The following is a 13,360-nucleotide window of genomic DNA, read 5'->3' on the forward strand; positions in this document are numbered from 1 at the left end:
GCGCGCTGGACGCCGAAGGGCGGCGTCAAAAGAGCAGCAGCGGCGGAATCGTAGAAGCGTTGCGTTACATGTCATTTACACGCCACGTACGGATTTTTGGCGATCCGGACGGAGAACATGAGGTCGCGGGCCCGAACGAAAAGAGCCGAGCGTGGGCTTGGCTCTCCAGGGCGCGCCGGAATCGTCGGTTATTCGAACGAACCGACCGAGTCGTGGGCCAGGTTGTCGAAACGGGTGTACTCGCCGAAGAACTTCAGCTTGCACGAGCCGGTGGGGCCACCACGGTGCTTGCCGATGATGATCTCGGCCAGGCCCTTGTCCGGCGAATTTTCCTTGTTGTAGTAATCGTCGCGGTAGATGAAGACGATCATGTCCGCATCCTGCTCGATTGCGCCCGATTCGCGAAGGTCGGCCATCACCGGGCGCTTGTCGGTACGTGTTTCCAGCGAGCGGTTGAGCTGGGACAGCGCGATGACCGGCACGTGCAGTTCCTTGGCCAGGCCTTTCAGCGAACGCGAGATCTCGGAGATTTCGGTCGCGCGGTTCTCGCTGTTGCCCGGCACGCTCATCAGCTGCAGGTAGTCGATCACGATCAGGCCCAGGTCGTGCTCGCGCTTGAGGCGGCGGCACTTGGAACGCAGGATCTCCGGCGACACGCCCGGCGTATCGTCGATGAAGATCTTGGTTTCCTTCAGCATCTTGATCGCACCGGTCACCCGGCTCCAGTCCTCGTCCTCCAGCTGGCCGGTACGCAGGCGCTGCGCGTTGATGCGGCCATTGGAGGAGATCAGGCGCATCGCCAGCTGCGATGCGGACATTTCCATCGAGAACACCGCCACGCCCTTCTTCGACTTGATCGCCGCGTACTCGGCGATGTTCAGGGCGAAGGTGGTCTTGCCCATCGCAGGACGCGCGGCAAGAATGATCAGGTCGGTCGGCTGCAGGCCGGCAGTCATCGCATCGAAATCGGTGTAGCCGGTCGGCAGGCCGGTGATGTTGCCGCCATTCTCGAAGCGGTTGCGCAGCTCTTCGAACGCGTCCTTCAACGCGCCGGGCATGGCCACGAAGTCGGTACGGCCGCGCGCGCCCTGTTCGGCAATGGCGAACACGCTCTTTTCCGCAGCAGACAGCAGCTCGCTGCTGTCGCGGCCCTCGGGCTGGAAACCATCGTTGACGATATCGGTGCCGACCTGGATCAGCTGCCGCAGCACCGCCTTGTCGCGCACGATCTCGGCATAAGCCACGATATTGGCCGCCGACGGCGTGGTGCTGGCCAGTTCGATCAGATAGGCGCCATCGCCCACCAGCTCCATCTTGCCCTGCGATTCGAACCATTCGCCCAGGGTCACCGCATCGAACGGACGCTCGCGCTCGGACAACTCGCGGATCGCCCGGTAGATCATCTGGTGGTCGCGGCGGTAGAAGTCACCCTCGGTCAGCTGGTCGTTGACCCGGTCGTAGGCGTCCGGTGCCAGCATCAGGCCACCCAGCACCGCCTGTTCGGCTTCCACCGAGTGCGGCGGCACGCGCAACTGGTCGATACGCGATTCATCGCGATCGCGATCGAAGCCATCGCCGCGCTCTCTGCGGTTGGAACGGAAGCCGGAACGGGCGGACATGCTGCGGTGTTTCCTGCAAAAGGGGCCAGACCAGTGTAGGCATGCGCCGACCCCGGCGGCCATGGACAAATCTGTGGATAAGCCGTGGAAGAACGGGGGATATCCGCCTGAGCCTGTCCAGACTGGCGCGGGGGCGTCGCATTGCCTGCGACGGGCGTCGTTGCGACGCCCGCAGCGGAGCATTATCGCAGATGGCGACCGCGGCCGCTGGCGTCAATCGCCCTTGGCATGTACCGCGATCAGGGCCAGGAACCGGTCCACGTAGCCCTTCAGGAACGTCTGCGTGCCTTCATTGTGGATCGTGCCGTCGGCATCGATCAGGCCATCCTTGAAGTGGATGAACGCCTCGGGCTGGCCAAGCACGTGCATGTCCAGGAAGGCCAGGCTGTTGCGCAGGTGCTGCTGGGCCACCGCCGTGCCGATCTGGCCGATGGAGGCGCCGATCACCGCCGCTGGCTTGCCGGCGAAGGCGCTGTCGCCGTAAGGGCGCGAGCCGATGTCGATCGCATTCTTCAGCACGCCCGGCACGGAACGGTTGTACTCAGGGGTAACGAACAGCACGGCGTCGGCGGCACGCACCTGGTCTTTCAGGCGCGTGCCCTGCGCCGGATAGCTGGCGTCGAAATCCTGGTCGTACAGCGGCAGGTCGCCGATCTGCACATACTGGAAGCGCGCCTTGTCGCCGGCCAGCTTCTCCAGCGCGTGGGCCAGCTTGCGGTTGCACGATTCCTTGCGCAGGCTGCCGACGAAAACGGCAATGGTGGGGACGGACATCAGGACATACTCCTCACGGTGCGGAAGAGCCAGCCTAGCGGCCGCGCCCTTCCCCACCGGTGAAGATCAGCCGCGCTGTACGCCTGCGCGCACCTGCCGCCAATGGTCCTGCCAGGCCTGGAACATCAGCACGTTCCACAGGTGCGTGTGCCACTTGCGCTGGCCGCCCAGGAACTGCTGCCACAGCGGCTGCACAGCCGCGGCCGACAACACCCCTTCACGTTCCAGCCGCGCCGGCTGCAGCAGCTCGTCCGCCCAGGGCTTCAGATCGCCCTTCAGCCAATCACTGACCGGCGCGCCGAATCCACGTTTGGGCCGGTGCACCATCGACTGCGGCACGTACCGCCCCAGCACGCGCTTGAGCAGCACCTTGCTGGTCGATTCGCTGCGCTTGAAGCCCAGCGGCAGCGACCACGCGAACTCGGCCACGCGCCAGTCCAGCAAGGGCGCGCGCGCCTCCAGGCTGACCGCCATCGAGGTGCGGTCGACCTTGCACAGCAGGTCATCGGGCAGATAGCTGACGAAGTCGGCCAGCATCATCGCGTCGGCCGGCGTACCGGCACCATGCAGCGGATCGGCCAGATCGTAGAAGCTGCCCGCCTCGCTCGCACCGATCACCGCCGCCGCCGGATCGCGCCAGCGCGAAATGCGGTTGCGATACACATCGCCGATGCCGCGCGCGCCGGTTTCGGCCAGCAACGCGGCCAGCCCACCAGTGCGCGATGCTTCACCCTGCTGGTGCGCACGCGCGCCCATCCAGCGCCGCAGCGGTGCGGGCACCCGTCCCAGCATCTGCCAGTTGCGCAGCGCGCGTACATAGCGGGTGTAGCCGAAAAACAGTTCATCGCCACCGTCACCGGACAACGCGACGGTCACGCCCTGCCGGGCGAGGCGGGCGACCAGCGCGGTCGGCACCTGCGAGGCATCGGCAAAGGGTTCATCGAACATCGCCGGCAGCTGCGGCACCACCGCCAGCGCGTCCGCGCCGCTGACGTACAGTTCGGTGTGATCGCAGCCAAGGTGGGTGGCAACTTCCCTGGCCAAAGGCGCCTCGTCGTGGTGGGAGCCGCTGAAGCCGATGCTGAAGCTGTGCACCGGCTGCCCGCTCTGCGCCTGCATCAGCGCCGCCACCAGCGACGAATCGGTGCCGCCGGACAGGAACACGCCCACCGGCACATCGGCCACCATGCGCAGCGCCACCGCATCGCGCAGCAGGCCATCCAGCTGCTCCTCGGCCTCCTCGATGCGGCCCTGGAACGGTGCGGCCAGTGCGGCCTGCATGCGCGCACGCGCGTCCCAGTACGGGCGCTGTGCCTGCTCAGGGCGATGTGCGCTGGCCCCTGCCGCCACCGCCGCCGCATCCAGCCGCAGCACGCGGCCAGGCATCAGCTTGTAGCAGCGCTGGTGGATGCTGTGCGGTGCGGGGATGTAATCCAGCCGCAGCAGCAGCGTCAGCGCATCGCGGTCGATATCGTTGTCGAAATCCGGATGCTGCCACAGCGCCTTCAGCTCGGAGCCGAACACCAGCGCATCACCGGCCCAGCCGTAGTACAGCGGCTTCTTGCCGACCCGGTCACGGGCCAGCCACAGGCACTGTTCCTGGCGATCCCACAAGGCGATGGCGAACATGCCGTTGGCGCGCTGCAGGGTGTCCTCGACGCCCCACTGCAGGATCGCGGCCAACAGCACCTCGGTATCGGAATGGCCACGGAATGCATGGCCCAGCGGTTCCAGTTCGGCGCGCAGGGCGGCAAAGTTGTAGACCTCGCCGTTGTAGGCCATCACATAGCGGCCGTCGGCCGAGGCCATCGGCTGGTGGCCCAACGGTGAAAGATCGAGGATGCTCAGGCGCCGGTGGGCCAGGGCGATGCCGGCGGCGGCATCGACCCAGGTACCGCCATCATCCGGCCCGCGATGGTGCAGCGCCTGGCCCATGGCCAGCGCCTGCGCCTGCAGGACCTCGGCCGGCGTCTGTGCCGCCGGCAACAACATACCCGCCAATCCACACATGCATCAGGGTTCCTGCGCCAGGTCGAGGGCGGCGCCAATCACCGCATTGTCGCTTGGAAGCCCGAACATTGCTGCCCCCGCCAGCGGCGTATAGGTATCGGCACCGCAGACCCGGCGCACCGGCAGGTGGCCATGGCCGGCCTCGACCAGCGCGGTGATCACGCCCTCGCCGACGCCCCCGCTCTGCCGCCCCTCGTCCAGCACCAGCACCCGTTGCGCGGTGGCGGCCTGGGCGCCGATGAAGGCGGCATTCAACGGCACCAGCCAGCGCAGGTCGACCACCCGCACCTGCCAGCCCAGCTGCTGCTCGATGCCGGTCGCTGCGCGCAGCGCCATCGGCACACCGTTGCCGTAGGTGAAGATCACAAGATCGGTGGCATCCGGCGCGTACACCCTGCCCTCGCCCAGCACCAGCGCCTGCCCGGGTGCGGGGTAGTCGAACAACCACTGGCCATCGCCGGCAGCGTGCAGATCCTTGGTCATGTACAGGGCGATCGGTTCCAGGAACACCGCTACCCGGCCGTCCACGCGGGCCAATGCCGCCAATGTGCGCAGCATCATCACCGCATCATCGCCACGCGACGGGCAACCCACCACCAGCCCCGGGATGTCACGCAGCGCCGTGATCGAATTGTCGTTGTGGAAATGGCCGCCGAACCCCTTCTGGTAACCCAGCCCGGCCACCCGCACCAGCATCGGGTTGCGGAACTGGTCGTTGGAGAAGAACTGCAGCGAGCAGGCCTCGCCGCGCAGCTGGTCGATGGCGTTGTGCAGGTAGGCCAGGTACTGGATTTCCGGAATCGGCAACATGCCCATGTTGGCCAGACCCTGGGCCATGCCCAGGATCATGGTCTCGTCCAGCAGCGTGTTGAATACCCGGCGCGGGCCGAAGCGGCGCAGCAGGTCGCGCGTCACCGTGTAGACGCCGCCTTTCTGCGCGACATCCTCGCCAAACAGCAGCGCCTGCGGATACTTGCCCAGCAGTTCCTGCAGCCCGTGGTTGATCTGGATCGCCAGGTGCCGCGGCGGTTGCCGTTCGGGCAGCGCGTCGGCGCCGCCGTACAGCGCCTGCCGGGCCTCGACGGGCGCCACGCGCTCGGCCTCGGCCTGTACCGCTGCCGGCGTATAGGGCGCCAACGGCGTGATCACTTCCTGCAATGTCTGCAGCTTCGGACGCGTATCGGCATCGATGGCAGCGGCCATGCAGCGCGCGCGCAGGGTTTCATAGGCGGCCTCGACGCCTGCCGCATCCATCCAGCCCGATTCCAGTGCGATCTGCGCCGAGCGCAGCAGCGGGTCCTGCGCCTCGGCCGTGCACAGCTCCGCCAGCGCACGCCATTCCACCTCGAAGTCGGTACCGGCATGGCCCATCAACCGCGTGGTCCGCAGGTGCAGGAAGGTGGGCCGACGCGTGCGCCGGCAATGCTCGACCGCCGCCTGCACCTGCGCGTGCCCGGCCGCCAGGTCCAGGCCATCGGCGAAGAAATAGTCCAGGCCCGGTTGCCGGCTGAAGCGCTCTGCGATCCATCCTTCAGGTGTCTTCACCGAAATGCCGAGACCGTTGTCTTCGCACACGAACAGGATCGGCACCGGCAGCTTCTGGTAGGCCGACCACATCGCGGTATTGAACGCAGTCTGCGCGGTGGCGTGGTTGGCCGAGGCATCGCCGAAGGAGCACATCACGATGCTGTCGGCTGGAATCGGCAGCGGCTGACTCAAGCGCCTGCCACTTTCGATCGCCAGCGCGGTACCGAGCGCCTTGGGCAGGTGCGATGCGATGGTCGAGGTCTGCGGCAGCACCCACAGCGGCTTGCTGCCCCACACTTTGTGACGGCCGCCACTGGCCGGATCGTCGGCACTGGCGGCGAAAGACAGCGCGGCGTCGCGCACGGGATCCATGCCGGGCACCAGCCGAGCGCGCTCGGCCATGAAGGCGCCGGAACGGTAGTGCAGGAAGGCGGGATCGGTGTGCCGGCAGGCGCGCGCAAGCAGCGCGTTGCCCTCATGACCGGACGAGCCGATGGTGTAGAAGACCTTGTTCTGCACGCGCAGCACGCGCGCCATCAGATCCAGCTGGCGACTGAGCAGCTGCGATTCGAACAGGTCGCCGAAGGCGGCGGCCGTCAGGGTGCTGCCCGGCAGGATCGGCGCATCCGGCGCCGGGCGCGGTCGCGGCATGCCGCGCCAGGCGCGCACGGCCTCGAGGAAATTGACGTCACAGACTTCGGCGCGGTTGAGACCGCGCATGCGTGCGGGAATGGGATCTGGAACCACAGCGAACATCGAACACCCTCCGTGCCGTTGTTGCGAACCGTGGCGTCAGGCCTGCGCGACCCTTTCCACCGGTCGAGCACGCCCGACGCTGCAGGGGAATCAATCCGGTGCGTTGAACCGCGCGCGCACCTCGGCAGTCACCGCGGGCATGGGCACGAAGCGAGGCTGCGCACGCACCCGCTGCAACCAGGCCCGCACCTGCGGGAATGGATCCAGTGCGATGCCACCGTCGGCGGCGACATCGGAATAGGCAAACAAGGCGATATCGGCGATACCGTAGTCATCGCCGGTGAACCACTGCGCCTGCCGCAGATGCTGTTCCATCACCGCCAGCGCGCCGGCAGCGCGCTCCTGCAGGCGCGGCAGTTCAGCACGGCGTGGCGAGTCGGCCGGCGTCCAACCGCGGATGAAGCGTGCCACCGCCACGCACGGCTCATGCGTGTACTGCTCGAAGAACATCCAGCTCAATGCCTGCGCACGCTGCCAGCCGTCGGCGGGAAGATAGGGCGTGCCCTCGGCCAGCCAGAACAGGATCGCATTGGATTCGGTCAGCACGCGGCCGTCGTCGCGCACGATCAACGGCACCTTGGCATTGGGATTGAGGGCGAGAAATTCCGCGGTATGGGTCTGGCCGTGGGCACTGTCCACCTCCACCCAGCGGTAGCGGCTGCCGAGCTGTTCCAGCAACAGGCGCACCTTGTGGCAATTGCCCGAGACCGACATGCCATGCACCGTCAACGGAATGCGCTCTTCCACCATTGCCTGCTCCAGAGAGGTCCCGGCCTGCAGCCGGCTGCCCGCAGTCTGGCAAGCAGCCCGGCGATTGCCAAGCGCGGGTGCAGCATGGCGGGCGATGCATCCTCTAGATGCCGAGCCCATGCTCGGCTGCTGCTCGCCAAATGCAGCCGAGCATGGGCTCGGCTCTACAACGGCGAACGGCGCTGCTGCCATTGCCCGCGCGATTGCCCCCAGATTTCCAGCGGCTTGCCTTCATAGGGCGGCGGCAACTGCCCCATGCGCAGCAGCGTGCTGCCCAGCTTGCGCGCAACCACTTTCGAGTTCTCGTTGTCTTCGGCGATGGTGTGGATCACCTCGTCCCAGCCCAACGTATCGAACGCCCAGTCGATGGCGGCGATCGCCGCCTCCGGTGCGTAGCCCTTGCCCCAGCTGGCACGGCGGATGCTCCAGCCGACCTCGGTACCGGGCCAGTCCTGCGGCTGCCACGGTCCCATGCGGCCGATCCATTCACCGCTGGATTTCTCGATCACGCTGAACATCGAGAAGCCGAACAGCTGCCACGCGCCGGCCAGGCTGCAGAAGCCGCGCCATGCCACCGACGGTGACTGCACGCCACCCAGCGTGCGCATCACCTCTTCGTCGGCACAGAACGCCAGATAGGGTGCGTAGTCCTGCCGCTGCGGCGGGCGCAGGATCAGGCGTTCGGTTTCGATGCGCAGGTCAAAGATGCTCATGGGGTCATGGTAGATCCACGCCACGCATGGATGAACCCCACCCATGCAAAAAAAACAGGCCGGCAAAAGCCGGCCTGTTCCATGCTGCGTCGTAGTCTGGGATTACTGGCGGTTGGCCGTCGAATCCGCGGCGGCGGCGGTCTGGGTGACCAGCTGCCCATCCACCACCGGCAGGCGATCGCTGGCCGGCTTGTTGTCCAGACGCACGGTCTTCTCTGCACCGTCGTAGCGGTAGGTCACGTTGTAGCCCTTGACCACGTCGCTGGTGCCCATGGCGATGCGGTTGCCCGGCTTGCTGCCCATGCGCATGGTGCCGGTGGTGCCGTCTTCATTGCGGTAGGTCACGTTGTAGCCGGTGACACGGCTCGACTCGGAGGTCGCCGTTTCGGTGTGGCACTGGCGCTCGGTGCGGTTGACCACGCGGCCACCCACGTGGCGCTTGTCGACCTGGTTGCCGATGAAGCCACCGGCCACGGCACCGGCAGCAGTTGCAGCCTTCTTGCCGTTGCCGCCGCCCACCTGGTTGCCCAGCAGGCCGCCGACCACGGCACCGACCACGGTGCCACCGACGTTGCCATCACGCTCGGGCAGGCGCTCCTGCACCACCACGTCCTGACAGACCTCATGCGGGGTCTGGGTAGTGGACGTCTCGCGCACCGGATCGGTGCCGATCACAGTGGCATAGGCCTTCTGCTTCTCGGTGATCGGATCGACCTTCAGCACATCGGCGTATTCCAGACCACGCGGCGCAGTGGCGTCCACTGCGTCGCCACGCGCGCCATCGTCGGTGGCATTGCCATCGACCAGACGCGATTCACTCGGGTTTCCGGCGCTGAGCTGCTCAGGCGACTTGTCGCCACTCTTCATGAAGGCGGCGGTTGCGATACCACCGACCAGCAGCGCGCCCGCTGCGACCAGGACAGTTGTAGTTGTGCTTTTCATGACCTGCTCCTTGCGGACCGTCCGCAACGTTCTCAGGCCAGATTGCAGCATGCGGTGCCTGAACGGAATCTCCACATTTCCTGCTCACCGCCGTAACCCATTCAGCATCGGGAAATGCTGGGCCCGTGGTAGCGTTTGCACATTCCCCCCAGGAGCACCCCGTGATGGCCAATCCGATGCTGCTGCCGGTCCTGCAATGGGCGCGCCGGCTGCGCTACCCCACCCTGTTCAAGCTGACCGCCGGCCTGTTCGCGCTGACCCTGTTCATCCCCGACCCGATTCCGTTCATCGACGAACTGATGCTGGGCCTGGGCACCCTGCTGCTGGCCAACTGGAAGAGCCGCAGCGCGACCACGCCACCACCGCTGGAGCAGCGTTGAATCTGCTGGTCGACAGCCACTGCCATCTGGATGCCAGCGAATTCGACGGCGACCGCGAGGCGGTCATCGACCGCGCACGCGCTGCCGGCGTGCAGTGGCAGGTGGTGCCGGCCGTCACTGCGGCCAGCTGGCCAAAGCTGCGCGCGGTCTGCCAGCAGGCGACGGGGCTCTACCCCGCCTATGGCCTGCACCCGATGTTCCTGGACCAGCACCGGCCTGAACACCTGCCGCAACTGCGTGCGTGGATCGAGCAGGAGCGACCCTGCGCGATCGGCGAATGCGGGCTGGATTTTTTCGTCGAGGGCCTGGATGCCGAGGCCCAGCAGGCGTATTTCCTCGGCCAGCTGACGCTGGCGCGCGAGTTCGATCTGCCGGTGATCGTGCATGCCCGCCGTGCAGTGGATGCGGTGATCGCCGCGATCCGCCGCATCGGTGGCCTGCGCGGGGTGGTCCACAGCTTTTCCGGCAGCCCGGAACAGGCCGCGCAGCTGCACAAACTGGGATTTCTGCTCGGCCTGGGCGGACCACTGACCTACGAGCGCGCGCAGCGCCTGCAACGGCTTGTCCGCGAGATGCCAATGGAACAACTGCTGCTGGAGACCGATGCGCCGGACCAGCCCGACGCGGGGATCCGTGGCCAGCGCAACGAGCCGGCGCGGCTGGCGGTCATTGCCCGCCACATCGGCGCGCTGCGCGGAATGGACATTGAAGACGTGGCGCGGGCCACCACGGACAACGCGCGGCGGCTGTTCAGCCTGCCCGCACCATAACGCTAGTGCCGGCCGCTGGCCGGCAACCCCGAAACGTTTGAATCAGCGCAGATGCCGGCCAGCGGCCGGCACTACCCGATCACACCCCGGCCTCTGCCTCAACCGCTTCGGCCTTCACCTTCTTCGGCTCCAGCAGCATCTCCAGCGCCTTGCCCACGGCGGCAAATGCGAACGCGCCGGTGATGTGGGTGGCCGCGCCCAGGCCAGCGCCGCAATCCAGCTTCAGCGCCGCATCCGCGCCCAGGTGCGGCCGCAGGCCACAGACGCTGCCGTCGGCCTGTGGATACTTCACGTTCTCCAGCGAATACACCGCCGGCACGCCGAAATAGCGCTTGGCATTCTTCGGGAAGTTGAATTCGCTGCGCAGCTTCTTGCGGATCAGCGCCAGCATCGCGTCATGCTCGGTGCGCGAGACATCTCGGATGCGCACCAGGGTGGGATCGGTACGGCCGCCGGCCGCGCCGACGGTCAGCAACGGCAGCTTGCGGCGGCGGCACCAGGCGATGGTTTCCACCTTCACCCGGAAGCTGTCACAGGCGTCGATCACCAGGTCGAAACCGCGGTCCAGCAGTTCGGCCATGTTGGCCGGGGTCAGGAACGCCTGTACGGCGTCGACCTCGATCTGCGGATTGATCGCTCGGCAGCGCTCAGCCATGGCCTCGGCCTTGTTGCGCCCGTAGTTGCCTTCCAGCGCCGGCAGCTGGCGGTTGGTATTGGATACGCAGATGTCGTCGGCATCGATCAGGGCCAGATGGCCGACCGCAGAGCGCGCCAGCGCCTCCACCACCCACGAGCCGACACCGCCCATGCCGACCACGGCGACACGGCTGCCCTGCAGGCGCTCGAGCGCGCCGACGCCATACAGCCGTTCGATGCCGGCGAAGCGTTGTTTGACCTGTTCGTTCATCGGGCTATTTTAGCGTGCAGATCCCATCACTACTGCACGCCGACACCGAACCCACCGTTGCATGTCCGGAGCGCCCGCCATGAGTGCCAGCCCACCCCGCCGCCCGTCCACCGCCTACCGCTATCTGTTCGTACTCGGGCTGGGCCTGCTGATCGGCCTGATTGCCACGGTGATGGTCGGCCGTGCCCTGCAGGCGCGCCGCGACCCGTTCCCGGACAGCCTGATGCAGGTGATGCAGCGACAGGCGGATCTGCTGCAGCAGGCGCAGCAGCAGAACCGCTGCAGCCTGGGCGACAGCGTCCCGCGCCTGCAGGTGCTGCGACTGCTGTCCAACGACCTGGACCTGGCCTTCCCCGGGTTGAAGGACAGCCGGCAGTTCCAGCAGCACGCCAGCAAGTACCGCGCCGACCTCAATGCGGCTTTGGCCAGCCCTCCCACCGACTGCACTGCGTTGGCGCAGCAGGTGCAGGCCCTGAAGGACGATTGCCGGGCCTGTCATCAGGATTTCCGCTGATTCATCTTCGAGTGGGCGAAGGCACATGTGGTTGGCGCCTTGTTCACGTTGAAAAGAGGAGGATTCGCTCACCCTGCTGCATGACGCAGTACCACCCAACGCACCCGCCTTCACGGCCAGGAGACGCCCCATGAAGATCCAGCTCATCGCCGCCAGTGTCATCGCAACCGTCGGCCTGGCCGGCTGTGCCACCTCGCCGGGCTATGGCGGTGGTGGTTACAACAACAACGGCTACAACAACGGCGGCTACGGCAACAACTCCGGTTACAACCAGGGTCGTTGCGCCGACTGCGGCATCGTCACCCGCATCAATGCCGTGCAGTCTGGCCGTACCGCGCCTTCCGCCACCGGCGCGATCCTCGGCGGCATCGTCGGCGCGGTCGCCGGCCATGAGATCTCCGACCACACCGGCGGCAGCCGCGGCAACAAGAACATCGCCGCCGCCGCCGGCGCCGTGGGTGGTGCACTGGCGGGCAACCAGATCCAGAAGAACGTCACCAGCGATACGTATGACATCAGCGTGCGCATGGATGACGGCCGCACCATCGTGGTCAACCAGCGCGACCTCGGCGGCATCCGCGAAAACACCTATGTCCGCGTGGTCAACGGCAAGGTCATCCTGCGCTGAACCGAAGCGGGCCCCGGCCGAACAGAACCGGAGCAACAAAAAAAGGCCCGCTTGCGCGGGCCTTTTTCATGCCGGCAAGCGGCAGGAATTACGCCGGCTGGACCTTGTCGGCCTGCAGGCCCTTCTGGCCCTGCACGACTTCAAAGCTCACAGCCTGGCCTTCCTTGAGGCTCTTGAAGCCCTGGGTCTCGATGGCACGGAAGTGCACGAACACGTCCTCGCCATTCTGCCGGCTGATGAAGCCGAAGCCCTTGGCATCATTGAACCACTTCACGGTACCGTTCTCGCGATCAGCCATCTCACTAACTCCCTTTGACTCTCTACTTGTTGTTGGATACGCCTGTTGGGCGGCTGACAAGCAAGGGGGAAGCGAGGTGCATCGATGCAGCGGATCGGAACGATCTTGCTTCATCAGGCCACGATCCACGGTGACCTTGCCAAGCTCAGCGACTGCAACTTAACCCGACCAAAACGAAAAAGCAACTGGCAAAAACCTTTCACTGTCAACCCCAAAAACACAACCATACTGGACAGCATGGACCTCTCATTCATCTTGTATCTGCTAGCGGTCATTTTTGTCCTGATCGGCATCGCAGGCATCGTCCTGCCGGCCCTGCCGGGCATCCCGCTGGTCTTCGTCGGATTGGTACTTGCTGCGTGGGCAGACGGCTTCGTCCATGTCGGCTGGCCCACCCTGCTGATCCTCGGCGTACTGACCGCGCTGTCGCTGCTGGTCGACGTGCTGGCGACCGTGGTTGGCGCCAAGCGCGTGGGCGCCAGCCGCAAAGCACTGTGGGGCACCTTCATCGGCAGCATCGTCGGCCTGTTTTTCATGCCGATCGGCTTGTTCGCCGGGCCCTTGCTCGGCGCCCTGCTGGGCGAGTACTGGCATACCCGCGAGCTCGGCCGCTCGACCAAGGTCGGGCTGGCCACGTGGCTCGGCATCCTGCTGGGTCTGGCGCTGAAGCTGGCGCTGGTGATCGCGATGCTGGGCCTGTTCGCCTTCGCCTGGTTCCTGTGAGGCAGGCGGCCTTCACGCAGCGCGCACGCACACGCCGGGCATAAACCCG

At 66.2% G+C, this 13,360-nt stretch carries 14 protein-coding genes; 5 read left to right on the forward strand and 9 right to left on the reverse strand.

Annotated elements, in window-relative coordinates; genetic code table 11:
• Positions 1–188: 188 nt before the first annotated feature.
• From QP457_RS14295 to QP457_RS14325, 7 genes are all read right to left on the reverse strand, one after another.
• On the reverse strand, positions 189–1,619 hold the full coding sequence (locus tag QP457_RS14295; RefSeq protein WP_099821134.1) for a replicative DNA helicase: 1,431 nt from the start codon (positions 1,617–1,619) through the stop codon (positions 189–191).
• A gap of 213 nt (positions 1,620–1,832) precedes the next feature.
• Positions 1,833–2,393, reverse strand: coding sequence for an NAD(P)H-dependent oxidoreductase (locus tag QP457_RS14300; protein WP_205405962.1), 561 nt, complete (start codon positions 2,391–2,393; stop codon positions 1,833–1,835).
• Between the two features lie 66 nt (positions 2,394–2,459).
• Positions 2,460–4,403, reverse strand: a complete 1,944-nt coding sequence (gene asnB / locus QP457_RS14305; protein WP_180166439.1) for an asparagine synthase (glutamine-hydrolyzing) — start codon at positions 4,401–4,403, stop codon at positions 2,460–2,462.
• A gap of 3 nt (positions 4,404–4,406) precedes the next feature.
• The gene (locus QP457_RS14310) at positions 4,407–6,686 is read right to left on the reverse strand and encodes a thiamine pyrophosphate-dependent enzyme (RefSeq protein ID WP_205405963.1); all 2,280 of its coding nucleotides are present in this window, start codon (positions 6,684–6,686) and stop codon (positions 4,407–4,409) included.
• 90 nt (positions 6,687–6,776) lie between these two features.
• Positions 6,777–7,436, reverse strand: coding sequence for a glutathione S-transferase family protein (locus QP457_RS14315; protein ID WP_205405964.1), 660 nt, complete (start codon positions 7,434–7,436; stop codon positions 6,777–6,779).
• Positions 7,437–7,600: 164 nt separating this feature from the next.
• Positions 7,601–8,149 (reverse strand): GNAT family N-acetyltransferase, encoded by a 549-nt coding sequence (locus tag QP457_RS14320; protein WP_205405965.1) that lies wholly within the window; start codon positions 8,147–8,149, stop codon positions 7,601–7,603.
• 102 nt (positions 8,150–8,251) lie between these two features.
• Positions 8,252–9,091 carry a glycine zipper 2TM domain-containing protein gene (locus tag QP457_RS14325; protein WP_089236153.1) on the reverse strand — a complete coding sequence of 280 codons (840 nt, stop codon included), beginning with the start codon at positions 9,089–9,091 and terminating at the stop codon, positions 8,252–8,254.
• Positions 9,092–9,255: 164 nt separating this feature from the next.
• Between QP457_RS14325 and QP457_RS14330 the strand changes: the two genes are divergently transcribed.
• Positions 9,256–9,471 carry a DUF6116 family protein gene (locus QP457_RS14330; protein ID WP_180166435.1) on the forward strand — a complete coding sequence of 72 codons (216 nt, stop codon included), beginning with the start codon at positions 9,256–9,258 and terminating at the stop codon, positions 9,469–9,471.
• Entirely contained in the window at positions 9,468–10,241 is a 774-nt protein-coding gene (locus QP457_RS14335) for a TatD family hydrolase (protein ID WP_205405966.1), read from the forward strand. Before QP457_RS14330 ends, QP457_RS14335 begins: the two co-directional genes overlap by 4 nt.
• A 79-nt stretch (positions 10,242–10,320) precedes the next feature.
• On the opposite strand, the gene QP457_RS14340 is transcribed toward QP457_RS14335, so the two are convergent.
• The gene (locus QP457_RS14340) at positions 10,321–11,148 is read right to left on the reverse strand and encodes a tRNA threonylcarbamoyladenosine dehydratase (RefSeq protein ID WP_205405967.1); all 828 of its coding nucleotides are present in this window, start codon (positions 11,146–11,148) and stop codon (positions 10,321–10,323) included.
• Between the two features lie 79 nt (positions 11,149–11,227).
• On the opposite strand from QP457_RS14340, the gene QP457_RS14345 reads away from it, so the two are divergent.
• Positions 11,228–11,662: a cytochrome c gene (locus QP457_RS14345; RefSeq protein ID WP_180166432.1), complete on the forward strand. Its 435-nt coding sequence runs from the start codon at positions 11,228–11,230 to the stop codon at positions 11,660–11,662.
• A gap of 130 nt (positions 11,663–11,792) precedes the next feature.
• Positions 11,793–12,290, forward strand: a complete 498-nt coding sequence (locus tag QP457_RS14350) for a glycine zipper 2TM domain-containing protein (RefSeq protein ID WP_100552990.1) — start codon at positions 11,793–11,795, stop codon at positions 12,288–12,290.
• 88 nt (positions 12,291–12,378) lie between these two features.
• Here QP457_RS14350 and QP457_RS14355 read toward each other — a convergent pair whose 3' ends face one another.
• Entirely contained in the window at positions 12,379–12,588 is a 210-nt protein-coding gene (locus QP457_RS14355; protein WP_025876765.1) for a cold-shock protein, read from the reverse strand.
• 237 nt (positions 12,589–12,825) lie between these two features.
• Here QP457_RS14355 and QP457_RS14360 point away from each other — a divergent pair, with 237 nt between their 5' ends.
• Positions 12,826–13,311, forward strand: coding sequence for a DUF456 domain-containing protein (locus QP457_RS14360; RefSeq protein WP_099821145.1), 486 nt, complete (start codon positions 12,826–12,828; stop codon positions 13,309–13,311).
• The last annotated feature ends 49 nt before the right edge of the window (positions 13,312–13,360 follow it).

The sequence above is a fragment of the Stenotrophomonas sp. As-7 genome (assembly GCF_030291015.1).
Lineage (GTDB): Bacteria > Pseudomonadota > Gammaproteobacteria > Xanthomonadales > Xanthomonadaceae > Stenotrophomonas > Stenotrophomonas lactitubi.